This is a genomic window from Bradyrhizobium sp. AUGA SZCCT0176, from assembly GCF_018130145.1.
GTDB lineage: Bacteria > Pseudomonadota > Alphaproteobacteria > Rhizobiales > Xanthobacteraceae > Bradyrhizobium.
Window position 1 is genome coordinate 46,708 of record NZ_JAFCMB010000025.1, and the last position, 24,935, is coordinate 71,642.

Genomic DNA, 24,935 nt, shown 5'->3' on the forward strand with positions numbered 1-24,935 from the left:
CAATGAGCAATTTTGCACAGCGGGGCGGAGATGTATGTGCTCGGTTTATCGTCGAACGCCGCGCCGGCCGCCGACCGCGACGTTCCCCAAGATGGCCCCGGCTCGGTCACTCCCCCGCGCTGGGGCCGTTTTATTTCGGTGCCGCGTCGGACCGTCTAAAAACTGCTTGGCTTGTTCTCTGGCGGTGGTTTCGTCAGAACGAAAGACGAAGTGGCGGACGACGGCTTCCGCCTTCGCTCTTGAGCTACCGCGGACAAGTCGGGTGATCGCTCTACAGCGCTGCATCGGTCGCTCTCAATAAATTGCCGATTTACAGAAATTGCTCTTAAGATATTACGTCTCGCGCAAAATCATGTCGGCGCAGACACCGGCCGATTGCACGACGCCGGTGTAGCCGCCGAAACCGGCATAGGCGGATGCCAGATAAAGGCCTGATACCGCCGTGCGCGGCGAGCGGAACGGGTTGCTCCAGATCGTCGGCGGCGGGGTCGGCGCAAATCCGTAAACCGCGCCGTCGGGCGCGTTGAGATATTGCCGCACCGACAGCGCGCTGTTGAACGAGGATGCGACGACGGCTTCCGAAAGCCCCGGATAGATCGAGGAGAGATAGCGCACGATCGCCTCCTGCCAGCGCCCGCGCTTCTCGCGATAGGCGTCCATGTCGGCGGCGTCTCAGTTCGACAACAAATCGGGGCCGAGGATCGAGAGCACATAGGGCGGCGCCGGCACGCCGGAATCGATCGCGGCATAGTCCACCACCGACATCGGCGGCATGCGCTCGCCGGGCTCTTCCGCCATCAGCGCGGCGCCTTGCGCGTAGTCGGTCAATCGCTTCATCCAGGGCGGCAGCAATTGCGTGGAATAGGCGGCGATCCCGAATTCGCGTGGCGGTTTTTTTAGACCCAGCGTCAGCGCGAACAGCGAGGTCGAGGGCGCCTGCCGGGCATAACTTTGGTTCAGCTGTTCGGCGGCGTCCGCCTGCATCAGGGGTTCGAGCGCCGCGGGCGCGGCGTTACCGATGATCTGTGCGCATTGCACGGTCCTGGGATCGCTGCCGTCCTTGGCGGTGTGGGTGATGGACTTGGCGCCGTCGCCAAGTGCAATCGAGCTGACGACACGGCGCACCAGCACTTCGCCGCCGGCCACCTTGATGGCGCGGGCGAGCGCGCTGGAGAGCCGCTGCGAGCCGCCCTGCACGTAGCGGCCGCCGCTTTGCAGATAGCTGCCCTGCGCCATCGCGAAATAGATCCACCACAGCGTGGTGGGGTCGTCGTGGAAATAGGACAGGTTGGCGGCGAGGGCGCATTTGACGGCTTCGTTGTCGCCGAATACGCGGTCGAGCTTTTTCGAAAGCGACAACGGCCAGTCGCGCACGATCGGGATCAGGCCGGACAGCGCGCGCAGCGCCTGCCGCGGATTTTTCAGCGCCTCCCTGCCTTGCGAGATCGTAGCCATCGCGGACGCGATCCGCGCCATCTCGCCGAGCAGCTGCTCGATGCCGCGGCGCGCCTCCGGGAAGCGCTCGGTCAAGGCACGGCGCGCGGCGTCGAAATCGTCGGGCATCAGGAACGGCTGATCGAGCGGGCCGCCGCGCGCCCGGTAAAACGCGCCGGACGGAATCCATTTGACGGCGTCGATCACGCCGGCACGCGTCAGCACGTCATGTTTGGGGTCGCGCGGGTCGTGCGGGTCGCTGGTCTCGTGCAGCGATCCCTCGACAAAGAGCTCGCCGGATTTGTAGCTCGACGCCGCACCGCCGACGGAATTGCTGCGCTCGACCACCAGCACCTTGCGGCCGGCGCGTGCCAGGATCGCTCCGGCCGTGAGGCCGCCAAGGCCGGCGCCGACAATTACGACATCATAACGCGCCATTCAGCCTGGAATCCTGAAACCCATGACGGACGGGTTGTTCATTGCCGCTCGGCTGCGGCATGTCAAATGCGCTGGCGGCATGGAGCGGTGCGTGGGAGGCTGCCTCAAGGATTAGAAGAGGACCAGAAGCCGATTAGAACCAATCGAGAAGAGAACGGCCGGAAAACCGCTATTTCCAGGCCGCTTTGTCGACGTCCCAGCGTTGGCCTTTGAACTCCCTGGCGAGGGCTTCAACCGAACCATTGTCGTCCTCCGGCTCGCCGCCTTCCTCTTCGCCGCCGGCGCCTTCGGACAGGTTCAGCTTGGGACCTGCGCCTTCGTCGATCGTCGATGTCACCGGGCTCGAGATCCACAGCATCAGCCGGTCCGATGCGCCGGGCTTGTCGGGCGAGACCAGCGCGGTGACCTCGACGCTGTCGGTGAGGCCGAGCGCCGGGTAGATCTCGCTCGGCCGCTTGAAGGTCAGTGTCAGCTTGCCGGTGTTGGCGTTCCACGCCGCACCCGCCGCCTTGGCCGCGAGCGTCTTCGTCAGCACCGCGGATACTGCGGCGGCGATCTTGTCCTTGTTGATCTTGTCGCCATCGCGCCAGTCGGCGGCGGCAAAACGGATGGTGCGGTCCATCTCGACGATGCCGGTGGTCCATCCCGCGGTGACCACGCCTGGTGTCGACTTGGCCTTGGCGATCAGCGCCGCTGACCGCTCCGGATCGGCGGTGAGATTGATGGTCTGCTCGCCGGCGCGGAGCGCGTCGCAGGAAATCGACAGGCTGCTCAGGCCGAGCTCCACCTCCTGGCCCTTCAGGCTCTTGAGGAAATCCAGCGCCGCATCCAGCTTTACCCGCACGCCGATCGATTCCGGCGACACCTCGGTGAAATCCTTCGGTGCCGGCGTGATGCCGTCATCGGTGGTCTGGTTGTCCAAAAACTCCTTCTCGCTGAGATCGGAATTGTCGGTCGAGGCCACTTCCGTCACCGCCTGACCGATGGTGATCCGGCCGCGGAATTCGAAGCCGTCGGCGCTGGCCTTGCGCGCGAGGTTCACGGTGACCGGCAGCTTGTCGCCGATGCTTTGCGTCGAGCCGGTCAGGTTCTGGCCGCTGACGGTGAGGTTGGCGACGAAGCGGTCCTTGCGGTCGGAGCCTTTTTCGACGGGGTAGCAGACGTCGAGCACGGCCGCGGTGACGGTTTTGCCCTGGCGGATCTCCTTGAGGACGACGTCGGCGTTGCCGCTCATCAATCCGTCGATCGAGGTGAAGTATCGGACTTCGCTGCCGCCGGGTGCTGGTGCTGCCTTGGAGGGAAGCTTCATCTGGGCAAAAGCCAGGTCCGAGGCCGTCACCAGACCGAACAGGCAGAGCAGGAGTGCGCGCATTGGAATTCCTCAAGGGAGAGAATCAGCGTCCGTCGTAAGTAGCAAACCTCAGTAGCGTTTTCGAGCGAAGTGGGTACCGGTTCGCGCCAGGAAAACGCGTCAAAACAAAGAGAGGAAGCTTGGTTCTGATTCCATCGGAACCGAGCTTCATGTCATTTCGCCAAACAAGAAGGCCGCCCGGAGGCGGATCGCCCCGAGCCCGGGGTAACGGGCCGGATTGTAGACCCGACTTCCACGATGCAACTGCCGAGGCCGCCAATCGAACATGGCGTGCGAGGGCCGGGACGGCAGAACCAGGGTGAAACCCGGTTGCAGCCTCGGGCATCTACAATTACAAACTTTACTGGTCCACCGTCGGTATCGCCACTCATGTCGCAACAAACGCAGAGCCCTTCGCAAGCCGCCCGCGACGCGAATCCGGAGAGGTCGGATCCGGCCACGGATGTGGTGGACGTCGTCATTCTGCTTCATGGAATTCGCACCCGCGCGTTCTGGTATGATCTGGTGCAGCCTATCCTGGGCGAGATAGATGGCACCGTCGTCAAGCCGCTTGGCTACGATTACTTCAGCGCCCTGCGACTGGTTTTTCCCTTTTTTCGATCTGGACCGGCACGGAAGATCGCCGACGATATTCGTGACATCAAATCAAGATACGATCAGAAGAACAAGCGCGTACGTATCTCGGTCATAGCTCACAGCTTCGGAACCTACACCATTGCAACGCTTCTTCGGCAAACGAGGGACATCGACCTGCATCATCTTGTTCTGTGTGGATCGGTGCTGCCAAATAATTTCAACTTCGACAGCATCAGCCGAAAAATTCACGGCAAATTCGTCAACGATGCCGGCGCAAGGGACGCTTGGCCGGTTTTGGCGAAGATTTCCTCATTCGGATATGGCGTTTCGGGAACGTTTGGCTTTCAGAGCGGCTTGATTGAGGACCGGTTCCACGATTTCGCCCACTCCGACTTCTTCAATAAGGAGTTCATCCGCACCTACTGGCTTCCGATCTTCGATCAGGATCAGGTCAACCATTCGTCATATGAGCGAAAGCCGTCCTGGCGCACACGCTTGATCAACCTTCTCGCCTTGGCGCCGCCCGGTATCCTGCTTGTCGGTTTAATCGCGGCGGCGCTGTATCTCGCTGTCCCGCCTTTGTATGCGACCTACAAGGAGACCGTCCTTTCGATACTCATCAATCAGATCGACAAGGAACGATCGAAGGTAAAGCCGGTGGCGGCCCCCCCTGCGGTACCGCCATCCACACCAAGGTCGACCGAAACCGTGGCGTCCGACGATGACATTCTTTCAAGAATCCTGAAATGGGAAGGCGGTTACGCGAGTTCGCCGCAGGACCCGGCTGGCCCGACCAACGCAGGCATTACGATCGCCCAATGGTCGACCTTTACCGGGAAACCCGCCGATGCCGACACGATCAAGAACCTGACGCGAACTCAGGTGATGGATTTTTACAGGGACAATTTTCTGCAGCGTCCTGGCGTACGATCCATCAAGAATCCCGCCGTCAGGGGCGCGTATGTGAACATGTTGGTCCAGTCAGGGCCAGTTCAGGCAACCAAGGCTTTTCAGACCGCTCTAAAGGGCAGCTTCCAGGTCAGCGTTCCGCTCGATGGTGTGCTCGGCCCTTTCACGGTCGCGTCGATCAATGCGGTTGGCGATCCGGACCTTCTGATCGAAGCTGCATCCTGTGCCTTGCTCGATGCGCTCAAAGGCTCACCCGTGTTCTCCGCCTTTGGAAGAAGCTGGACTCGAAGGCTGGCGGACTTTCTCCCGAAAGATCTCAAGGGCGTCTGCCCCGGCACTTTTCAATAGCATCGACAGGCGCAAAAAAAGGGCTGCCATTTGGCAGCCCTTTAAGCGTTCGTGCGGATCCTTGGCTTAGAAGCCCATGCCGCCCATTCCACCCATGCCGCCGCCGCCGCCGGGCATCGGCGCGGCCGGCTCCTTTGGCAGTTCGGCGACCATGGCCTCGGTGGTCACCAGGAGGCCGGCGACGGAGGAAGCGTCCTGCAGGGCAGTGCGCACCACTTTGGCCGGGTCGATGATGCCCTTGTCGACCATGTCGACATACTGCTCGGTCTGGGCGTCGAAGCCGAAGGTTTCGGACTTGTTCTCGAGGATCTTGCCGACCACGATCGAGCCCTCGACACCGGCGTTCTCCGAGATCTGGCGGACCGGAGCTTCCAGCGCCTTCAGCACGATGTTGATGCCGGCCTGAACGTCGGAATTATCGTGCTGGATGCGGCCGACCGCCTTCTTGGCGCGCAGCAGCGCCACGCCGCCGCCCGGCACGATGCCTTCCTGCACGGCCGCGCGGGTTGCGTTGAGCGCGTCCTCGACACGGTCCTTCTTCTCCTTGACCTCGATCTCGGTCGCACCGCCGACGCGGATCACCGCGACGCCGCCGGCGAGCTTGGCCAGGCGCTCCTGCAGCTTCTCGCGGTCGTAGTCCGAGGTGGTTTCCTCGATCTGCGCCTTGATCTGGCTGACGCGGGCTTCGATCGCCGGCTTCTTGCCGGCGCCGTTGACGATGGTGGTGTTCTCCTTGTCGATCACCACCTTCTTGGCGCGGCCGAGCATGTTGACGGTGACGCTTTCCAGCTTCATGCCGAGCTCATCGGAGATCAGCTGACCGCCGGTCAGGATCGCGATGTCTTCCAGCATCGCCTTGCGGCGATCGCCGAAGCCCGGCGCCTTGACGGCGGCGACCTTCAGTCCGCCGCGCAGGCGGTTGACCACCAGCGTCGCCAGAGCCTCGCCCTCGACGTCCTCGGCGATGATCAAGAGCGGACGGCCGGACTGCACCACGGCTTCCAGCACCGGCAGCATCGCCTGCAGGCCGGAGAGCTTCTTCTCGTGCAGCAGCACGTAGACGTCCTCGAGCTCGGCGGTCATCTTTTCCGCGTTGGTGATGAAGTAGGGCGACAGATAGCCGCGGTCGAACTTCATGCCCTCGACGATGTCGACTTCGGTCTCGAGCGACTTGTTTTCCTCGACGGTAATGACGCCTTCATTGCCGACCTTCTGCATCGCCTGCGCGATCATCTTGCCGATGGCGGCATCGCCATTGGCCGAGATGGTGCCGACCTGGGCGACTTCGGCGGAGGAGGCGACCGGCTTGGCGCGCTTTTCGATGTCCTTGACCACGGCCAGCACCGCGATGTCGATGCCGCGCTTCAGATCCATCGGGTTCATGCCGGCGGCAACCGACTTGGCGCCTTCGCGCACGATCGCCTGGGCGAGCACGGTCGCGGTGGTGGTGCCGTCTCCGGCGGTGTCGTTGGTCTTGGAGGCGACTTCGCGCAGCATCTGCGCGCCCATGTTCTCGAACTTGTCCTCGAGTTCGATCTCCTTGGCGACGGTAACGCCGTCCTTGGTGATACGCGGGGCGCCGAAGCTCTTGTCGATCACGACATTGCGGCCCTTCGGGCCGAGCGTCACCTTCACGGCGTTGGCGAGGATATCGACGCCGCGCAGCATGCGATCGCGGGCGTCTCCGGCGAATTTAACGTCTTTGGCAGCCATGTGGATTTACTCCTGATTGGATGAATACGGTTGCTTGCCGCTTGTCGTCGCCGGGGCCTCTTCCCCTCTCCCCTTGTGGGAGAGGGTGGACGCGATGCGAAGCATCGCGGACGGGTGAGGGGTCTGTCTCCGCGGATGGAGACCCCTCATCCGGCGCGCTTTGCGCGCCACCTTCTCCCACAAGGGGAGAAGGGAAGTGACCGCGCCGACGGGCGCGGCGGCAGTTAGGCGGTGCTTAAACCAGCACGCCCATGATGTCGGATTCCTTCATGATGAGGAGTTCCTCACCGTCGAGCTTGACCTCGGTGCCCGACCATTTGCCGAACAGCACGCGGTCGCCGACCTTGAGGTCGATCGGGATCAGTTTGCCGGCCTCGTCCCGGCCGCCCGGGCCGACGGCCGTGATTTCGCCCTGCGAGGGCTTTTCCTTGGCGCTGTCGGGAATGATGATGCCGCCCTTGGTCTTCTCTTCGGCGTCGATACGCTTGACCACGACGCGGTCATGCAGTGGGCGGAATTTGGATTTGGCCATGAGGTTTCCTCTTTGGAAGGCTTGGTTTCAGGTCTGATTGCCATCAAAATGGCTGCTAATGCCGGGTATTCGACACCGTCCCGGGCGGGACGGCCAAACTCCTTACTTGCCTTAGCAATCGTCGCGTTTGAGTGCTAATGTGTGGCCCGGGGAATATGGCTTGGCGCCGATCCTGTCAAGCAAGGGGGGTTAAGGCCCAAAAAAGGTTAAGGCCTTGGTGAGGCCAATATAGGATGCTCCCTGAGAAACCAAATCGGAGCGACGGCGTAATTTGATGGACGTCATTGCTCCGGCACGTGTTTTACGGTTGGCTGCAGGACGGGTGCGGCCAAAAAACTTGTTTGGGGGAATGCGATGATCGGGTCCGGTACTGCGCGCGTGGTTGCCAATCTGGCGATCGCCTCAGCGCTCACGATGCTCTTGGGAGCGTGCAGCAGCATGAGCCTGCCGTCGCTGTCATCAAGTTCCGCGCCTCCGCCCGAGCCGGGTGTGGCTCCCGACATGCCGGCGACGATCCGCTCCGACGAGATCGTCGGCCGCTGGGGTCTCGCCTCGTATCAGAATCCGAACGACCGGGCCCGCACCGAAAAGATGGCCCGCGATCAGTGCAGGCAGCCTTATGTGATCACCGCCGGCACCTCCGGGGGCGTGGTCATGCATCTGGCCGACCAGGCGACCCCGCAGGAACTGCGCCTCAAGGGCTCTCCGAGCGGCAAGAATTATATCGGCCCGGCCGGACCGACCCCGGGCGAGCAGGACCGCGAGGTCGTCTCGTTCGACGGCCGCGTTCTGGTGACCCGCTTTGTCGACAAGGATGCCGGGGTCCGTTACGGCAACATGGTCTATGTCCGCTGCGCGCCGCGCGCCTGAGCCGACAAAAGCCTTAACCTCGTCCGCAATAAAAAACGCCGGCTTCGCGCCGGCGTTTTCGTATTCTCGGGATGACGTCGCCGGGCGTTGCCACCCGGCGCGCCGGAACTCTTAATCGAACAGCGCGTCGATGTCGTCCTGCGAGGCATGGCCGACGTCGCCGTCGAGCTTCGGACCGTTGAGCAGCTTGGCGTCGCCTTCACGGGTGTCGACGATCGGGGTCGCGTGCGCTTTGAGCGCGTCGACGCCACCCCAGATGTCCATCATGACGTTGATGTGGTTCTCGATGAACTTCATCGTGGTCATCACCTTGCTGATGCGCTGACCGGTGAGATCCTGGAAGTTGCAGGCTTCGAAGATCGCGATGACGCGTTCCTGGATTTCCTCGCTGAGCAGCTTCTGCTGGTCCGGCGAAGTGTTCTTGGACAGCGCGGTCGCCGCCTGGTCGATCGCCTCGGTGGCTTCGAGAATCTGCTGCGTGGCCTGCTCGGTGCCGCCGACGACGGCGCCGAGTTCGCCATTGACCTTGGCCATTTCGCCGCCGTCAAAGCTCTTGCCGTGCAGGGTTGCGATTTCGCGCTTGGTGCGGTTGATGGCGTCGTGAATGAGGTCGAGTTCGACCTTGAGCTTTTCGCACTGCTCGATCTGGGCACGATAGGTTTCCAGCAGCGCCTGGGCTTCGGCAACCTCGCGCGCCACCGACGCTTCCGCCGATTCAGTCACGACGGAGCGGCCTTGACCGCCCGCGGCCATCTGGGCGCGGATCGAGCGCAGCTCGCTCATGATCTCGCGATGCATCGGGCCGATGTCGCCGCCTTCGGCAGCCGCGGACACCGGTATTGGCACATCGCCCAAAATGGCCTGTTCGATACGAAAACGTTTGCGACTAACCGACATGATGTATTCCCACCCCTTAACTCCGTGACCTGTTTTAGGCAGATGCGATTTAACGTGAGGTTCACGCGGGGAACACATCGCGGCGTAGTCTTCCGCGAGGCGCACACCAGGGATTAACCATGCGTGTCCGGCGTTCACTCAAAATAAACGCTACCGGACAAATCAGCGCGCAATCGGCGACGTGGTGAATCGAAACGCCGTTCCTGTTTACCAAACCGATGTGGTTTTGACCCTTTATTGACCACGTGCAACGGCGCCGCTCAGGCGTCGCCAAACGCTAACAGTGACGAAACAGTACAGAGTACGTCGATGTTCAGAAAAATGTCTCTCGCGCTCCTTGCGGGCGTGTCGTGCCTTGGCTTCTCCGATTCTGCCTTGGCGATCGACGCCTCTCCGCTCGCCGAACCCACCGTGATCTACGCCAATCAGCCCGCGCAGCCTGCGCCGGTACGCACCGCTTATGCCGAACGTTCGCAAATGGGCGGCGGCTTCATTGAATTCCTGTTCGGCGACGGGCCGGCGCAGGGCGGCCGCTATCAGCAACAGCAGCCGGTCTATCAGCAGCAGCCGGATTACGGATATGGCGGACGGCGCGGCACCCTGCCGCCGATGGATCCGCAACAATCGATGCGTCAGCAGCAGGAAGAAGCGGTCGAGCCGGCACAGCGCCCGGTCGATCCAAAGTACAACAAGCAGGTTGTCGACTACACCGGCAAGGAAGGTGTCGGCACCATCGTCGTCGATACGCCCAACAAGTTCCTGTTCCTGGTGCAGGGCGACGGCAAGGCGCTGCGCTACGGCATCGGCGTCGGCCGCCCGGGTTTCACCTGGTCCGGCGTCAAGACGATCTCGGCGAAGAAGGAATGGCCGGCCTGGACCCCGCCGCCGGAAATGCTGGCGCGGCGTCCCGATCTGCCGCGGCACATGGAAGGCGGTCCGCAAAATCCGCTCGGCGCGCGCGCGATGTATCTGGGATCGACGCTCTACCGCATCCACGGCTCCAACGAGCCCTGGACCATCGGCACCAACGTTTCGTCCGGCTGCATCCGGATGCGCAATGAAGACGTGATCGATCTCTACGGCCGCGTCGGCGTCGGCGCCAAGGTCGTTGTCATTTAAGCATAGCGTTTTCGAGCGAAGTGGGGATGCCGGTTCGCGTAAAGAAAACGCGTCAAAATTAGAGCTACCAAACCGACAAAAACAAACGGCCGCTCGATCGAGCGGCCGTTTTGCAATTTATCACTTGTCGTCCCGGGCTGGTGCGCGATTGCGCACCATAGGCCGGGACCCATAGCCACAAATGTTTGTTGGCGTGTACGTCCGTTGCCACAGCTTCGCTTACCACGAGCAGCGGTGGTTATGGGTCCCGGCTCAAGGCCGGGACGACAAGGAAGAGAAATAAAAACGGCCGCTCGATTGAGCGGCCGTTTTCTTTTTCAGACGTGACGTCGTTCAGGCTTAATCGTCGTCGCCGCCGCCGTCACCGTCGAAGCCGTCGGAGTCATGATCCATGTCGTCATAATTGTCGTCGTTCGATGTGTTGTCGAACAGCCCCGTGCGCGAACTTCCGGACGAACCGATGTCGTTGGCGCCGGCCTCCCGCGCCAGGTCGCCGCCGGATTGATCGCTGCCGCCCGGCCGCCGGTCTTCAACGCTGCCGCGATGACCGCCGGTATCGCCGCCGAAGGCCGCCTGCTGGTTGCCGCCGCCGCCCATCATCGAGCGGATGCTGCCGAGCAGCATCGATCCGCCGACCACGCCGGCCGCTGCTGCCGCTGCCGTTCCGAGGAACGAGCCGCCACCACCGCCGCCGAACGGCGGTTGCTGCTGCGGCTGACCATAGGCAGGCTGCTGCCCGTAGCCGGGCTGGCCGTATTGTCCGGGACCTTGTTGTCCCTGGGTCTGCTGCACCACCTCGCCGCTGTTCCAGACCGGGCGACCGCCCATGCCGGGCGAGCGGACGTTAGGTACAGAGCCGCGTGGCTGGCTCTGCCCGAAGATCGTGTCGCGCATCGAATCGAGGAAGCCGCCGGGTTGATTCTGTTCGCCCGCGTGTCCGCCTTCCAGTTGCTGGATGCGGTCGTTGGCGCGCTTCAGCGCCTCGTCCTGCACCAGCGCCGTCTGCACCAGCGCATAGACGGCATTGGGCGCACCACGCAGGCCCTGCATGATCGCGGACATGGCTTCGGGATCTCGCGGGGTGTTCTCCAGCTTGGCAAGGCGGTCGAAAAGATCGTCAATCAGTTGGCGTTCTTGCGGTGTCATGGCGTTCTCCATCGCGTCGAGTGCCTCGAAGCGCGGGGCAGATGTAGGGCGGGGTTTGTGTCGCAAGTAGTGGGAGGGCAGATTAAATTTCTGTATGCGACAAAACGACCGGCCGGTTTTTTGAGCAAACTCAAGTCAGTGTAACATTGTTCCGCGCCAGCAGCGGCGGCAATTGCGCGCCGGCGAGAAACGCGTGCTCGCTTTCGCGCTGGGTGGTCATGGGATCGAGGCTGATGAGGGTTTCGTCGACGAAGCCCGGATGACACATCACGAGCCCGCCCTCCGGCAGGCCCTGCAGGAATTGCCCCATCAGGACGCCGAAATCGGGCATCTTCGAAAAATCATAGGCGCCGGCAAAGGCCGGATTGAACGGGATACCGGCACGGGTGGCGAGCCTGCGAAACCGCGAGCTGAGAACATCGAGCAGCAGCGCCTTGGGCGCGCCGAGCCGTTTCGCCAGCGGCTGAAGGCGCCCGCCCTGGCGAACCCAGGCTCCGGGCGCGGCCTGCTTCACCGCGCGCAGAAACGCATCGCGGACCTGCGGGAAGAGTTGCGCATGCTGATGGGCGTCGACGAAATCCGGCGGCCGGCCGAACAGATCCTGGAACGCCGCCAGCTGATCCATCAATTCGGCATGAATCATTTCAGGGTCGAGCCGCCGCAACAGGCCCGATCGCAGCATCGCCGGCAGCGGCAGAAACATGCCGCCATCGGTCGGCCTGAAGTGCATCGTCAGCGGCCGGAATGGCGCGGTCAGCGTCGCATGGAGGCCGATGGCGCAGCGCGGGCTGCCGGCGGCGGCGTCCTGCAGCGCAGTGACCTCGCCGCGGCCGATCGCCGGGCCGACCACCATCACCGATGTCGCATTGAGCCGGCCCTGGCCGATCAGCTCGCGAATGGCGCGATTGACGCCCTCGCTGATCCCGTAATCATCGGCGCACAGCCAGATACGGCGCGGCGGCGCGGCATCGTTCATTCCGCGGCGGTCCGTTCGCTGACGCTTGCGGTGGTCGTTTCGTCCGCGCGCTTCTCGGAGTGTTCGGCGACGAAATAGATCGGACGGGCTTTCAGCTCCGACAGGATCTTGCCGATATATTCGCCGACGATGCCGATCATGATCAGCTGCACGCCGCCGATCGTCATCAGGCCGATCACGAGCGAGGGATAGCCGGGGACCTGCTTGCCCGTGGTCAAGACTTCCCAGAGAATGGTCAGGCCGAACAGAAAGGCGCCCACTGCGAGCAGCACGCCGAACAGGCTGGCAAAGCGCAACGGCGCCACCGAGAACGAGGTCAGCCCCTCGATCGACAGGCCCACCAGCCGGCCGGCGCTGAAGGTGGTGACGCCGTGCGCGCGCGGCGCCGGCTCATAATCGACGCGGATCTGCCGGAAGCCGATCCAGCTCGCCAGACCCTTGAAGAAGCGATTGCGCTCGGGCAGCTGCTTGAGCGCTGCCGCGGCGCGCGGCGACAGCAGGCGGAAGTCGCCGGCATCCTCGGGGATTTTCTGCCGTGCGCCGTAATTGATCAGCGCGTAGAAGCCGTGCACGGCAAGACGCCGCAGAAACGATTCATTGTCGCGATGCGCCTTTGCCGTATAGACGACGTCGTAGCCGTCATCGATCCAGTGGCTGACCAGCTTCTCGACCAGGGTCGGCGGATGCTGGCCGTCGCCGTCCATGAACAGCACCGCGCCGCGCCGCGCATGGTCGAGCCCCGCCATCAAGGCGGCTTCCTTGCCGAAATTGCGCGACAGCGACACCACCTGAACGTCGAGCGCGTCGGCCTTCAGGGTGCGCGCGATGCTAAGCGTGGTATCGGCGCTGCCGTCATCGACATAGACCACTTCGCTGGCGAGGCCATAGCGCTGCCGCAAGATCCTGGCGAGGCCGATCAGCCGCTCGTGCAGCAACGCGAGCCCGGCGGCCTCGTTATAGACCGGCACGACAATCGACAGCCCCCGCGCCGCGGCGCTCGCCGCGGTGGTGGACAGGCCGGAAACGTCAGAGCCAAGCGTCATAGATCAGGTTCCATCATGGACAACAGCATATGTTACTCGTCGCAAGCTGTCGCTACGATGAATGAAATCTATAGCGTTTTCGAGTGAAGTGGATACCGGTTCGCATAAGAAAACGCGTCAAGACAAAGACTGGAGCCTGACCGGTTCTGATTCAATCAGAACCGGTCAGGCTCCAGAACCCGCTTTATTGTCGCAAGAACGCCTCGAGGCGGGCGAACAGCGGGTTTTCCCGGTCGAGCACATAGTCGAGGGCAGCCACCGAAACCGTGTCGGCGCCGTGCTCGCGCAGGAAGCTGCCGAGCGCGTAGAGCTTCGACGGCGGGCAGTGCAGCGTCAGCATGCCCGACGAGGTCGGGCCGCCGAACGGGGCGACGACACCGAAGCGGTTATGCGCCTCGGTCAGCAGCCTGTCGTTGCAGCCGGCAAAGCGGGTGCGGACTTCGCGATATTTGCTGGCGCGGGCACGTGCGGCGATGTGATCGAGGATGACGCGCGCGGTCTCGCGCGCCCCGCTCGACCAGTCGGCATCCTTTGAGGCGACGAGGTTGGCCTGGCTGCGCAGGATCACGCCGTCGTCGAGCACCTTGAGGCCGTTGGCGACGAGGGTGGCACCTGTTGTCGTGATATCGACGATCATCTCGGCGGTGCCGACCGCGGGCGCGCCTTCGGTCGCGCCGGCGCTCTCGACGATGCGGTAATCGACCACGCCGTGGGTGGCGAAGAAGTTTCGGGTCAGGTTGATGTATTTGGTAGCGACCCGCATGCGCCGGTTATGCTGCGCGCGGAAACCCGTCGTGACGTCGTCGAGATCGGCCATGGTGCGGACGTCGATCCAAGCCTGCGGTACCGCGACCACGACATTGGCGCTGCCGAAGCCGAGATTGTCGATCAACAGCACGCGCTTGTCGGCGTCCACGATGCTTTCGCGCAAGAGATCTTCGCCGGTCACGCCGAGATGCACCATGCCGCGGGCGAGCTGCGAGGCAATCTCGCTCGCCGAGAGATAGGCGATCTCGACATTGTCGAGCCCGGAGATGGTGCCGCGATAATCGCGGGCGCCGCGCGGCTTGGCGAGGCTGAGACCGGCGCGCGTGAAGAACGCTTCGGCTTCTTCCTGCAGGCGGCCCTTGGAGGGAACGGCGAGAACGAAGGGCGCGGTCATGATGCGTTCCCGACCGGTTTGCGGAGTTGCGTCAGGGCTTCGATCCAGACCGAGAAGCCGACCGCCGGGATCGGCGCCGCCGAGCCGAGCTGGGTCATCAGCCCGTCATAGCGCCCGCCTGCCACCAGCGGCTCGATGCCGTTACCCTTGCCGTGCAGTTCGAATTCGAAGCCGGTGTAGTAGTCGAGGCCTCGTCCGAAGGCGGTCGAAAAGCGCGTCAGGCTGGTGTCGATGCCGCGCGCCGCCATGAAGCCGACCCGGCTTTCGAGCTGATCGATCGCCGCCGTCAAATTGAGTTTTGTGTCCTCGGCCAACGCGCGCAGTTGCGCGACCGCGTCGTCGGGGTCGCCCGCGATGGCAAGAAAGCGCTTGATGGTCGCGAGTGCGTCGCGCGGCAGCGCGCCGCTCTTGAGCGTCGATTGTTCGAGGAAGCGGTCGGCGATTTCGGCAACGGTGCGGCCGCCGACATTGGTGGTGCCGGCGATCGACATCAGGTCGGTGACCAGCGCCAGCGCGGCCTTGCGGTCGGAGCCGGCAAGGGCTGCCAGCACGCCTTCATACTCGTTGCGGCCGGGGGCGGTCGCCAGTGTCAGCTGCTCGATGTCCTGGGTGAGGCTGACCTTGCGGTTGAAATCCTTGATCAGCCGCCGCTTCCAGACCGGATAAAGCTCGAGCGCATCGATCAGCGCGGTGAACAGCGCGACGTCGCCGGTGCGGATTTCGACATCGCTCAGGCCGAACGCCGAAGTCGCCTCCAGCGCCAGCGCCAGCATTTCCGCATCCGCCGCGGCGCGATCCTGCCGGCCGAAGGATTCGATGCCGGCCTGCAGGAACTGGCTCGGCTGGCCGTCGCGATAACGGAACACCGGCCCAAGATAGCTGAAGCCAGCGGGCTGGCCGGCACGCCCCGAGGCCAGATAGTCCCGCGCCACCGGAATGGTGAGATCGGGACGAAGGCAAAGCTCCTCGCCGCTGGCGTCGGCGGTCAGATAGAGGCTCTTGCGGATGTCCTCGCCGGAGAGGTCCAGGAACGGCTCGGCCGGCTGCAAAATCGCCGGTTCAGCCTGGACGTAGCCGGCCTGCGCAAACGACAAAAGCAGCGCGTCCGCCCATGTGGCGGACCCGGCGGCACCATCGATGGCGGCGGTTACGGTCATTTCGCGTCCAAATATCCCGAAAAACGGGTTCCAAGAGGTATCAAGCGTTTGTTGGCGGAGGCCTTAGCATGGCCGGGGCAGGGTTTCGACAGAGATTGGTGTCGTCACTTAACGCGGGGTTCAATGAGGCTTAACGGCCTCGGCTGCCTGACCCGGGCCGGCCCAGTCGCCGAGCGCGGCCTGCACCAGCGCCAGCGCCGCGACGCCGGCGGTATCGGCGCGCAAAATTCGGGGGCCAAGCGAAAGCCGCAGCGTTCGCGGCTGGCGCAGCAACAGCGCGCGCTCTTCCTCGGCAAATCCGCCTTCGGGACCGATCAGGATGTCGATGCCGTCAGCCGTTAACCCGTTTTGCAGCGCCTGCAGCGGCGAGGTAATTTCCGCCGCCTCGTCGCAGAAAACCAAAAGGCGCTCCGGCTGGCGCTGGCTCAGAAAGCGATCGAGCGGCATCGGTTCGGCAACGTCGGCCAGACTCAGGATGCCGCATTGCTCGGCGGCCTCGATGACATTGGCGCGCATCCGCTCGCCATTGACCCGCGAGACCTGGGTAAAACGCGTCAAAACCGGTTGCAGCTTTGAGGCGCCCATCTCGACCGCCTTCTGCACCATGTAGTCGAGCCGGGCATGTTTTAACGGGGCAAAGACGTAGGCGATGTCGGGCAGGCGATCCTGCGGCCGGTTCTGGATGAGGATCTCGAGGCTGTCGGGCCGCTTCCGCCCGATAATCTGCGCCTGCCATTCGCCGTCGCGGCCGTTGAACACCAATATCGATTCGCCGGCGGAAAGCCGCAGCACATTGCCGAGATAATTGCTTTGGTTCCGCTCCAGCGGGACCCTTTCGCCCGGGCTCAAGGCGGCATCGACGAACAGGCGAGGGGCACGAAAATCGAGTTCAGGCATCTGTGATTGTTCCGTTTCGCGCCCGTTTTAGCCTAAAGGGTTAGAATCCGGGGACAATTTAATGATTCGGTGCGGCCCAGCGCCGCGCTGCCGCCTAAATCCACGGGTTGTTAAGGGCCGGCAGGAATCGTAAAAAGCCCCGTCGGAATTGTGCTTCGATCGGAAGTCGCCCGGGCCCTGCTGGACCTTTGCCGGAGAAACACCTTTGATAATCCGCCGTCTCATTGTGCCCCTGACGATTGCCGTCGTGACCATTCACGCGGGGCAGGCCTTTGCGCAGACCCCATTTCCGGCGCCACTGCCCAACGGACAGGCTGCACCCGCAACCGCAAGCAGCGCGTCGCCGTTCCCGTCGGTGAACGGCGCAGCCCCCGCGGCGTCGGTGGGTGGTCCTTCACCGTTCCCGTCGGCGGGAGCCGCCCCGGGCGGGGGCTCGGCATTCGACCGTGGACCGCCGCCACAAGCCAGCGGCGCGGCGGATGCCTGCATGAAGGGCTTCGTTCCCTTGCGCGAGGACGCCGAGAAGCGCGGCAAGCTGATCAAGGCCGCCAGCGATCGCAAGGCGTCGCCGGACGAGGCCTGCAAGCTGATCGGCAGTTACAGCCAGGCCGAAGTCAAGATGATCAAATATGTCGAGACAAATTCCGCGAAATGCGGAATTCCGCCGCAGATCGCCGAGCAGCTCAAGAACGGCCACAAGAACACCGAGAAAATGCAAAAGCAGGTCTGCACGGTCGCCCAGCAGGGAGCACAAGCGCAGCGAGCGGCCGCGCCGAGCCTGAGCGAAGCGCTCGGCTCTTCGGCGGCGCTGCCCGAGGCGCAAACTGTGAAGAAGGGCGGCAGCACGTTCGATACGCTGAACGGCAACGTTCTCACCCGATGACCGCCTTCCGATGAGCGACCTCACGGCCCGCGTTGCCGACGCCACCGGCAACTGGGTCGATACGCGCGCGCCGTCTTGGTCGCGGCCTTATTTACGTCTCTCCCGTTTCGACCGGCCGATCGGCTCATGGCTATTGCTGATGCCGTGCTGGTGGTCGGCGGCGCTGGCCGCTGGCATCGCGCGCGACGCCAGTCAGTTGCTGTTCGTCATCGTGCTGTTCTTCATCGGCGCCTTCGTGATGCGCGGGGCGGGGTGCACCTGGAACGACATCACCGATCGCGACCTCGACGCCAGGGTCGAGCGCACGCGGTCGCGGCCGATCCCGGCCGGACAGGTGAGCGTGCCGCAGGCACTTGCGTGGCTGGTGCTGCAGGCGCTGATCGGACTCGCCGTGTTGCTGCAGTTCAACCGCTTCGCGATCATGACCGGCATCGCGTCGCTGATCATCGTCGCGGTTTATCCCTTCATGAAGCGCATCACCTGGTGGCCGCAGGTCGTATTGGGCCTCGCCTTCTCATGGGGCGCCTTGATGGGATTTGCGGTCACGCTCGGACGCATCGATCTGACCGCGTTCGTGCTCTATGCCGGCTCGATCGCCTGGGTGATCGGCTACGACACCATCTACGCGCATCAGGACGCCGAGGACGACGCGCTGATCGGCGTCAAATCGACCGCGCGTCTGTTCGGCGCGGCGACGCATCGGGCGCTGGTCGTGTTCTATTCACTGGCTGTAGTTCTGATCGGCGCGGCGATGGTGCTGGGTGGGGCGCGATGGCCGGCATGGATCGGGCTGGTCGCGTTCGCGGTTCACCTGGTCTGGCAAATCCGGCGCTTGGACATCAGCGATCCCGCATTGTGCCTGCGCGTTTTCAAATCCAACCGTGACGCGGGGCTGCTGCTGTTTGCGGGCCTGCTGGTGGATGCGGTGATGCGTTGAAGCGTAGGGTGGGTTAGCGAAGCGTAACCCACCATCTTGATCTTCCGCGCAGCGGTGGGTTACGCCTTCGGCTAACCCACCCTACGAAAACAATCTCAATCCCTTGCGATGATCTCGCGCTCGCCCTGATGAATATTCGCCGGGTTGAGCAGATCGCCGGCGCGCCTACGCACCAGAAATTTCGGCCGGCGGGCGCGGATCGCGTTGTGGCGGCGGCGGCGCTGGGCCGGATCGCGGCGCTTGTCCTCCGGCAATTGCGGAAGCGCGAAGATCTCGCTCCACATCTGCCAGGCCGTTGAAAGCTCCTCGGCATCGGAACTGACGCCAAGCGGAATGTTAAGCGAGGGATCGCGATGCACCAGCACCAGCATCTGCGCGTCGTCGAGACCGCGCAAAGCGACGCCAAGGAAATCGCTGACGCGAACGTTGACGGCCATCTGCATGCCCTTGACGGCACGGCGCAGCACGACGCGTTCGCGGTGAAGTTCTATCTGCCGCACGCCGCCGTCGGCACGCGTGTCCTGCGCATCGAAGCGGAGCGGAAGGGAAAGAGGGTCGAGCCGCAATGCGCGGCCCGACCCGGCGGGATTGATCCCGCTTGTTGCTGTTTGACGCCTCACGGCTTTTAGTCTCCCCGCCGGAATTATGTTCCCGGTCGATGTGTGAGACCTTAGCCGAGCGGTTTCCGTTTTGGCTTAAAAAGGCTGGTTAACCCGAAGTCACCGGCGCCGCTTCTGCCCGCATGATTGACAAGAGCTTGGCGCGCATGATTGACGAGTCCTTGCTTTGAAGCCGAAAATGATTGGCTTTTGAGGCGTCAAAATGCTTGAAATCCCCGTGAATCAGGCACATCTGATGGGTCCAAAGATTTGCGTCCCAACTCGCTTCAATGTCAGGGATTTTGTTTGTGAACTCTTCACCATCCAAGCCTTCATCCTCCGCGACCTCCGACCTGTTCGACCAGTCGGCGCTCTCGACACTGGCGCAGCAGCTGGTCGAGGCCGCCAGGCGCGCCGGCGCCGATGCGGCTGATGCGGTCGCGGTGCGCGGCGTCAGCCAAGGCGTCGAAGTGCGCGATGGCCGCGTCGAGGAATCCGAGCGCTCGGAAGGCGACGATGTCGGATTGCGCGTGCTGGTCGGACAGCGCCAGGCGGTGGTCTCGACCAACGACATCAGCGGCGATGGTATTTCGAAACTGGCCGAGCGCGCGGTCGCGATGGCGAAGGTCGCACCCGACGACAAATATGTCGGTCTCGCCGATCCTTCACTCCTGGCACGCGAGTTCGCCGATCTCGACCTGCTCGACCGCACGGTTCCCTCGACCTCCGAACTCGAACGCCGCGCCGTAGAAGCGGAGGCCGCAGCGCTTGCGGTCAAGGGCGTGACGCGATCCGGCGGCGCGTCGGCATCGAGCGGCATCGGCGGCATGGTGCTGGTGACTTCGACCGGGTTCCACGGCTCGTATTTGCGATCGAGCCAGGGCATCTCGATGACCGCGATCTCAGGCGAAGGCACCGGGATGGAGCGCGACTACGACTACACGTCGGCGCCGCATGCCTCCGATCTCGCCGCGCCCGAAAGCGTCGGCCGCAAGGCGGGCGAACGCACGGTGGCGCGCGCCAATCCGCGCAAGGTCGAGACCTGCAAGGTGCCGGTCGTGTTCGATCCGCGGGTCTCGGGATCGCTGGTCGGCCATCTCGTCGGCGCCGTCAACGGCGCCTCGATCGCGCGCAAGACCAGTTTCCTGAAAGACCGCATGGGCGAGCAACTGTTCGCCAGGAACATCCGCATCATCGACGATCCCCTGCGGGTGCGCGGCTTGCGCTCGCAGACCTTCGATGCCGAAGGCGTCACGGTGAAGAAGCTCGCGATCATCGACGAGGGCGTGCTGACCTCGTGGCTCCTGGACACCGCGACCGCGCGCGAACTCGGACTGGTCACGACCGGACATGCGCATCGCGGCGTGTCGTCGTCGCCGTCGCCGGGTTCGTACAATCTGCACATGGAGGCGGGCGAGCCGACGCCGGCCGAACTGATCTCTGATATCAAGCAGGGCTTTTACGTCACCGATTTGATCGGCTCCGGCGTCAACGGCGTCACCGGCGATTACAGCCGCGGTGCGTCCGGCTTCTGGATCGAGAACGGCGAGATCACCTATTCCGTCAGCGAAGTGACGATCGCGGGCCATCTCTTGCCGATCTTCCAGTCGCTGACACCGGCCAACGATCTGGAATTCCGCTATGGCGTCAATGCGCCGACGGTGCGCATCGAGGGTTTGACGCTTGGCGGACGCTGATACGCTGGGCACGACAAAGGTGCGCGATGCCGCGCTGCTGACGGAGACGGTGCGCGAGGCGGGGGCGCTGGCGCTGTCGTTGTTTCGCACCGAGCTGAAGAACTGGACCAAGGGCGCCTCGTCGCCGGTGTCGGAAGCCGACATCGCCGTCAACGATCTCGTCGAAAGCCGGCTTCGCGCGGCAACGCCTGATTATGGCTGGCTGTCGGAAGAAAGCGTCGACGACGAGGCGCGCCTCGGCAAGAAGCTGGTCTGGATCGTCGATCCCATCGACGGCACCCGCGCCTATCTGGCCGGCCGCGAGGACTGGTGCGTGAGCATCGCGCTGGTGGCCGATGCCACGCCGGTGCTGGCGGCGGTGTTCGCGCCGGCGACCGACGAATTCTTCTTCGCGATGCGCGGGCAGGGCGCCACGCGCAACGGCAAGCGCGTGTCGGCGACCGCAGGCACGGATCTGGATTTTTCCCGCATGGCCGGCCCCAAGCCGCTGGTGCAGCGGCTGAGCCCGTCATCCGATGAGATCACGCTGTTTCCGCGAATCGGTTCATTGGCGCTTCGGCTGTGCCGGGTCGCCGACGGCGGCCTGGACGCCGCTTTTGCGGGCGGTCAGAGCCGCGATTGGGACCTTGCGGCGGCGAATTTGATCGTGCACGAAGCCGATGGTAGGATGACGGCGCTCTCGGGGGACACGATTGAGTATAATCGCCGGGAGGTGACGCACGGGGTGCTGGTGGCTGCGGGACTTGATCGGCATGCACGCATTGTCGAGCATTTTCGAATCCGACCGCTGCCCTGAACACGCCGGACCTGCGTCACGGTTCGTCACGCCACTCATCATGCGATACGCCTCAACAACCTTGCTTGCCGGGCACCTCGTTAGGAACAATCATCATGCCAGATAGTGCCCCGCCGCAACTGCTTCATCTCGTCATCGGCGGCGAGTTGACCGATCTCGAACACACGACGTTCAAGGATCTCGACCAGGTCGAGATCGTCGGCGTGTTTCCCAATTACGCCACCGCCCATGCGGCCTGGAAGGCGAAGGCGCAGCAGACCGTGGACAACGCCCACATGCGCTATTTCGTGGTCCACCTCCACCGGCTGCTGGATCCGGGGCAGGACACTAAGCAAGACGCGAAGCCTGCCCGTTGAAACGATTCCTTCGCGATTTGCTGCGCAGCAGCTGGCTTCAGCGTGCGCTCGGTGTGCTTGCGGCCGAATATCTGCGGCTGGTCTGGCTGACCAACAAGTTCAGCTACGAACCGGCTGACGTCTACGACCAGGTGGAGCCCGCCATGCCGGCGATCCTCGCCTTCTGGCACGGCCAGCATTTCATCACGCCGTTCATCAAGACCAAGGAGAGCCATCGCGCCAAGGTCCTGATCTCGCGGCATCGCGACGGCGAGTTCAACGCCATTGCGGCCGAACGGCTCGGCATCGGAACCATCAGAGGTTCCGGCGACCATGGCGGCGCGTTTCACCGCAAGGGCGGCGTCGGCGCGTTCCGGGAGATGGTGCAGGCGCTTGAGGATAATTGGAACGTTGCGACCACCGCGGACGTGCCGAAGCGGGCGCGGGTGGTGGGGCTCGGCCTCATCATGCTGGCGCGGGAGTCCGGGCGGCCGATTCTCCCCTTTGCGATGGTGACCAGCCGGTTCATCCGTTTGAAAAATTGGGACTCCTCCACCATCAATTTGCCATTCGGCAGGGGTGCCGTGGTAGGCATTGATGCGGTTTTCGTGCCGCCGGACGCCGACGCAGAGACCATGGAAAAGCTACGCCAACAGGTAGAGACTTATCTGAACGAAGCGACCCGTCGCGCCTATGCGGCTGTCGGTCGTCCGGAGGCCGCCCTTGGTTAATTCGCTGCCGCTGCCGATGACGTTGCGCGTCTACCGGAGTCTGTCGTCCGCGATGGTGCCGCTGGCGCCTGCGTTCATCAACCGGCGGCTGAAGCTCGGCAAGGAAGATCCGGCGCGTGTCAGTGAACGCCGCGGCGTGAGCGCCGATGTTCGCCCGGTCGGGCCGCTGGTGTGGATTCACGGCGCCAGCGTCGGCGAGGTGCTGGCCTCGGCAGCGCTGGTCGAGCAGCTGCGGGCGCTGAACCTGCGCATCCTCCTCACCTCCGGCACGGTGACCTCGGCGGCGGTCGTCGCCAAGCGGTTTCCGCCCGACGTCATCCATCAATATGTCCCCTACGACTCGCCGCGCTATGTCGCGCGGTTTCTCGACCATTGGCGTCCGTCGCTGGCGCTGTTCATCGAGTCCGATCTGTGGCCGAACTTGATCCTGTCGAGTGCGGCGCGGCGCGTGCCGATGGTGCTGATCAACGGCCGCATGTCGCCTCGCTCTTTTCCGCGCTGGCGGCGTGTCTCCGGCACCATCTCGGCGCTGCTCGGCCGGTTCGAACTGTGCCTCGCGCAGTCGGAAACCGATGCCGACAGGTTTTCGACGCTTGGCTGTCCCAACGTCGTGACGACCGGCAATCTGAAGCTCGACGTTCCCGCGCCACCGGCGGACCAGGCCAAGCTGGAGCGGCTGATGTCGATGACGCGCGGCCGTCCGGTCGTCATCGCCGCCTCCACCCATCCGGGCGAGGACGAGATGCTGGCGGAGGCGCACAAGACGCTCGCCGGATTCTTTCCGAACCTTCTGACCGTGATCGTGCCGCGGCATCCCGATCGCGGCGAGGCGATCGCGCGCATGGTCGAGGCGTCTGGCCTGCACGCGTCGTTGCGTTCGCGCGAGGAACTGCCGACGGCTGCGACCGACATCTATGTCGCCGACACCATGGGCGAGCTCGGGTTGTTTTACCGGTTGTCGCCGATCGTGTTCATGGGCGGATCGCTGGTCGAGCATGGCGGACAAAATCCGATCGAGGCGGTCAAGCTTGGTGCCTCGATCGTCCATGGCCCGCACGTCTTCAATTTCGGCGACGTCTATGAGGCGCTCGATCAGGCCGGCGGCGCGCGAAAAGCCGACACCCAGGAAGCCCTGGTCAAGCAACTCGGTCAGCTGCTCGCCGATCCCAGGGCGCGCGAAGTATCGCTCAAAGCCTCCGAGCGCGTGGTCGAACAGCTCGGCGGCGCGCTGGATCGCACGATGATCGCGCTGGAGCCGTATCTGTTGCAGTTGCGGCTCGAAATGGGAGCCGCGAATGCGTGAGCCGCGCTTCTGGCACGGCCCGCCTTCCCTCAAATCCAGTCTATTGACACCGCTCGCCGCCCTCTACGGTGCCATCGCCGCGAGACGGATGCAGCGCGACGGGCTGGATGCCGGCGTCCCCGTCATTTGTATCGGCAATTATCACGTCGGCGGCGCCGGCAAGACGCCGACCGTGCTCGCGCTCTCGAAGCTGCTGCGTGAGCTCGGCGAAACGCCCGTCGTACTCAGCCGCGGCTATGGCGGAAAATTGCGCGGCCCGGTGCGGGTCGATCCGGAACGGCATGCCGCCGCCGATGTCGGCGACGAACCGCTGATGCTGGCGGCGACGCTGCCGGTGGTGGTCGCGCGCCAACGCGCCGACGGCGTTCCGCTGGCGCGTTCGCTGGCGGCGTCGGTGATCCTGATGGATGACGGTTTCCAGAGCCCGGCGGTCGCCAAGGACGCCTCGCTGATCGTGATCGACGCCGGCCGCGGCCTTGGCAACGGGCAGGTGTTTCCCGCCGGCCCCTTGCGTGCGCCGCTAAAGCCGCAGCTGGCGCGCACCGATGCGCTCATCATCGTCGGCAACGGCACGGCGGCCGACCGCGTGGCGGCCGATATCGCCGCGCAGGACAAGCCGGTGCTGCGCGCGCGCCTTGTGCCGAACCAGGATTCTGTGGCTTCGCTGCGCGGCAAGCGCGTGCTGGCCTTCGCCGGCATCGGCGATCCCGCACGGTTCTTCGGCACGCTGACGGCGAGCGGCGTTGACGTGGTCCGGCAGCACGCCTTCGCCGATCACCATGGGTTCTCCAGGGCCGAGATCGACAGCCTGATCGCCGAGGCCGGCCGCGACGCGCTGACGCTGGTGACGACGGAAAAGGATCTGGCGCGGCTGAGAGTCGGCGGCGGATTGCCGGATTGGGCGACAGTGATCGTACCGTTCGCGGTGACACTGGAGTTTGAGGATGGCGCCAAGCTGAAGAGGTTCGTGACCGATCAACTCTTCAAGGCCCGCGAGAAGAAAATTCGCACGGCGTCGTCCCGGGCTTGACCCGGGACCCATAACCACAGTTCTACGTAGTCGTG

22 protein-coding genes and 1 pseudogene are annotated in these 24,935 nt (G+C 63.9%); 11 read left to right on the forward strand and 12 right to left on the reverse strand.

Annotation, left to right across the window (positions count from 1 at the left end; translation table 11 throughout):
* Positions 1-333: 333 nt before the first annotated feature.
* Both JQ600_RS32450 and JQ600_RS32455 read right to left on the reverse strand, forming a co-directional pair.
* Positions 334-1,872, reverse strand: a pseudogene (locus tag JQ600_RS32450) (phytoene desaturase family protein).
* A gap of 169 nt (positions 1,873-2,041) precedes the next feature.
* Positions 2,042-3,244 (reverse strand): hypothetical protein, encoded by a 1,203-nt coding sequence (locus tag JQ600_RS32455; RefSeq protein ID WP_212390340.1) that lies wholly within the window; start codon positions 3,242-3,244, stop codon positions 2,042-2,044.
* Positions 3,245-3,613: 369 nt separating this feature from the next.
* Between JQ600_RS32455 and JQ600_RS32460 the strand changes: the two genes are divergently transcribed.
* Positions 3,614-5,077, forward strand: coding sequence for a glycosyl hydrolase 108 family protein (locus tag JQ600_RS32460; protein WP_212490306.1), 1,464 nt, complete (start codon positions 3,614-3,616; stop codon positions 5,075-5,077).
* Between the two features lie 66 nt (positions 5,078-5,143).
* Here JQ600_RS32460 and groL read toward each other — a convergent pair whose 3' ends face one another.
* Positions 5,144-6,790 carry a chaperonin GroEL gene (gene groL, locus JQ600_RS32465; protein ID WP_212269785.1) on the reverse strand — a complete coding sequence of 549 codons (1,647 nt, stop codon included), beginning with the start codon at positions 6,788-6,790 and terminating at the stop codon, positions 5,144-5,146.
* 235 nt (positions 6,791-7,025) lie between these two features.
* Positions 7,026-7,322: a co-chaperone GroES gene (gene groES, locus JQ600_RS32470; RefSeq protein WP_192738881.1), complete on the reverse strand. Its 297-nt coding sequence runs from the start codon at positions 7,320-7,322 to the stop codon at positions 7,026-7,028.
* 354 nt (positions 7,323-7,676) lie between these two features.
* Between groES and JQ600_RS32475 the strand changes: the two genes are divergently transcribed.
* Positions 7,677-8,192, forward strand: a complete 516-nt coding sequence (locus tag JQ600_RS32475) for a hypothetical protein (protein WP_212269784.1) — start codon at positions 7,677-7,679, stop codon at positions 8,190-8,192.
* Positions 8,193-8,303: 111 nt separating this feature from the next.
* On the opposite strand, the gene JQ600_RS32480 is transcribed toward JQ600_RS32475, so the two are convergent.
* A complete protein-coding gene (locus JQ600_RS32480) occupies positions 8,304-9,089 on the reverse strand; it encodes a protein phosphatase CheZ (protein ID WP_212209639.1) in 786 nt (261 codons plus the stop codon).
* 309 nt (positions 9,090-9,398) lie between these two features.
* Between JQ600_RS32480 and JQ600_RS32485 the strand changes: the two genes are divergently transcribed.
* Positions 9,399-10,208, forward strand: coding sequence for a L,D-transpeptidase (locus JQ600_RS32485; RefSeq protein WP_212390343.1), 810 nt, complete (start codon positions 9,399-9,401; stop codon positions 10,206-10,208).
* A gap of 339 nt (positions 10,209-10,547) precedes the next feature.
* On the opposite strand, the gene JQ600_RS32490 is transcribed toward JQ600_RS32485, so the two are convergent.
* The 6 genes from JQ600_RS32490 to JQ600_RS32515 all read right to left on the reverse strand — a co-directional run bounded on the left by JQ600_RS32490 (position 10,548) and on the right by JQ600_RS32515 (position 16,589).
* A complete protein-coding gene (locus tag JQ600_RS32490) occupies positions 10,548-11,354 on the reverse strand; it encodes a DUF2076 domain-containing protein (protein ID WP_212390344.1) in 807 nt (268 codons plus the stop codon).
* Between the two features lie 130 nt (positions 11,355-11,484).
* Entirely contained in the window at positions 11,485-12,330 is an 846-nt protein-coding gene (locus JQ600_RS32495) for a ChbG/HpnK family deacetylase (RefSeq protein ID WP_212390345.1), read from the reverse strand.
* Positions 12,327-13,373: a glycosyltransferase family 2 protein gene (locus tag JQ600_RS32500; RefSeq protein ID WP_212390346.1), complete on the reverse strand. Its 1,047-nt coding sequence runs from the start codon at positions 13,371-13,373 to the stop codon at positions 12,327-12,329. The genes JQ600_RS32495 and JQ600_RS32500 overlap by 4 nt, the downstream gene beginning before the upstream one ends.
* 184 nt (positions 13,374-13,557) lie before the next feature.
* Positions 13,558-14,535 carry an ATP phosphoribosyltransferase gene (gene hisG, locus JQ600_RS32505; protein ID WP_212269779.1) on the reverse strand — a complete coding sequence of 326 codons (978 nt, stop codon included), beginning with the start codon at positions 14,533-14,535 and terminating at the stop codon, positions 13,558-13,560.
* Positions 14,532-15,692 (reverse strand): ATP phosphoribosyltransferase regulatory subunit, encoded by a 1,161-nt coding sequence (locus tag JQ600_RS32510; RefSeq protein ID WP_212390347.1) that lies wholly within the window; start codon positions 15,690-15,692, stop codon positions 14,532-14,534. The genes hisG and JQ600_RS32510 overlap by 4 nt, the downstream gene beginning before the upstream one ends.
* 120 nt (positions 15,693-15,812) lie before the next feature.
* A complete protein-coding gene (locus JQ600_RS32515) occupies positions 15,813-16,589 on the reverse strand; it encodes a 16S rRNA (uracil(1498)-N(3))-methyltransferase (protein ID WP_212390348.1) in 777 nt (258 codons plus the stop codon).
* Positions 16,590-16,797: 208 nt separating this feature from the next.
* Between JQ600_RS32515 and JQ600_RS32520 the strand changes: the two genes are divergently transcribed.
* Together JQ600_RS32520 and ubiA are read left to right on the forward strand one after the other, a co-directional pair.
* Positions 16,798-17,472, forward strand: a complete 675-nt coding sequence (locus JQ600_RS32520) for a hypothetical protein (RefSeq protein WP_212269807.1) — start codon at positions 16,798-16,800, stop codon at positions 17,470-17,472.
* Between the two features lie 10 nt (positions 17,473-17,482).
* A complete protein-coding gene (gene ubiA, locus JQ600_RS32525; protein ID WP_212390349.1) occupies positions 17,483-18,409 on the forward strand; it encodes a 4-hydroxybenzoate octaprenyltransferase in 927 nt (308 codons plus the stop codon).
* Positions 18,410-18,504: 95 nt separating this feature from the next.
* On the opposite strand, the gene JQ600_RS32530 is transcribed toward ubiA, so the two are convergent.
* Positions 18,505-19,029: a DUF6101 family protein gene (locus JQ600_RS32530; protein ID WP_212269775.1), complete on the reverse strand. Its 525-nt coding sequence runs from the start codon at positions 19,027-19,029 to the stop codon at positions 18,505-18,507.
* A 269-nt stretch (positions 19,030-19,298) separates the two neighbouring features.
* Here JQ600_RS32530 and JQ600_RS32535 point away from each other — a divergent pair, with 269 nt between their 5' ends.
* From JQ600_RS32535 to lpxK, 6 genes are all read left to right on the forward strand, one after another.
* Positions 19,299-20,705, forward strand: a complete 1,407-nt coding sequence (locus JQ600_RS32535; protein WP_212390350.1) for a TldD/PmbA family protein — start codon at positions 19,299-19,301, stop codon at positions 20,703-20,705.
* Positions 20,692-21,501 carry a 3'(2'),5'-bisphosphate nucleotidase CysQ gene (locus JQ600_RS32540; protein ID WP_212390351.1) on the forward strand — a complete coding sequence of 270 codons (810 nt, stop codon included), beginning with the start codon at positions 20,692-20,694 and terminating at the stop codon, positions 21,499-21,501. Before JQ600_RS32535 ends, JQ600_RS32540 begins: the two co-directional genes overlap by 14 nt.
* Before the next feature lie 95 nt (positions 21,502-21,596).
* Positions 21,597-21,857 carry a DUF4170 domain-containing protein gene (locus tag JQ600_RS32545; RefSeq protein WP_192738867.1) on the forward strand — a complete coding sequence of 87 codons (261 nt, stop codon included), beginning with the start codon at positions 21,597-21,599 and terminating at the stop codon, positions 21,855-21,857.
* On the forward strand, positions 21,854-22,567 hold the full coding sequence (locus tag JQ600_RS32550) for a lysophospholipid acyltransferase family protein (protein ID WP_212269772.1): 714 nt from the start codon (positions 21,854-21,856) through the stop codon (positions 22,565-22,567). Before JQ600_RS32545 ends, JQ600_RS32550 begins: the two co-directional genes overlap by 4 nt.
* On the forward strand, positions 22,530-23,870 hold the full coding sequence (locus JQ600_RS32555; protein ID WP_212269771.1) for a 3-deoxy-D-manno-octulosonic acid transferase: 1,341 nt from the start codon (positions 22,530-22,532) through the stop codon (positions 23,868-23,870). Before JQ600_RS32550 ends, JQ600_RS32555 begins: the two co-directional genes overlap by 38 nt.
* Positions 23,863-24,900, forward strand: a complete 1,038-nt coding sequence (lpxK, locus tag JQ600_RS32560) for a tetraacyldisaccharide 4'-kinase (protein ID WP_212490307.1) — start codon at positions 23,863-23,865, stop codon at positions 24,898-24,900. The genes JQ600_RS32555 and lpxK overlap by 8 nt, the downstream gene beginning before the upstream one ends.
* Positions 24,901-24,935 lie beyond the last annotated feature (35 nt).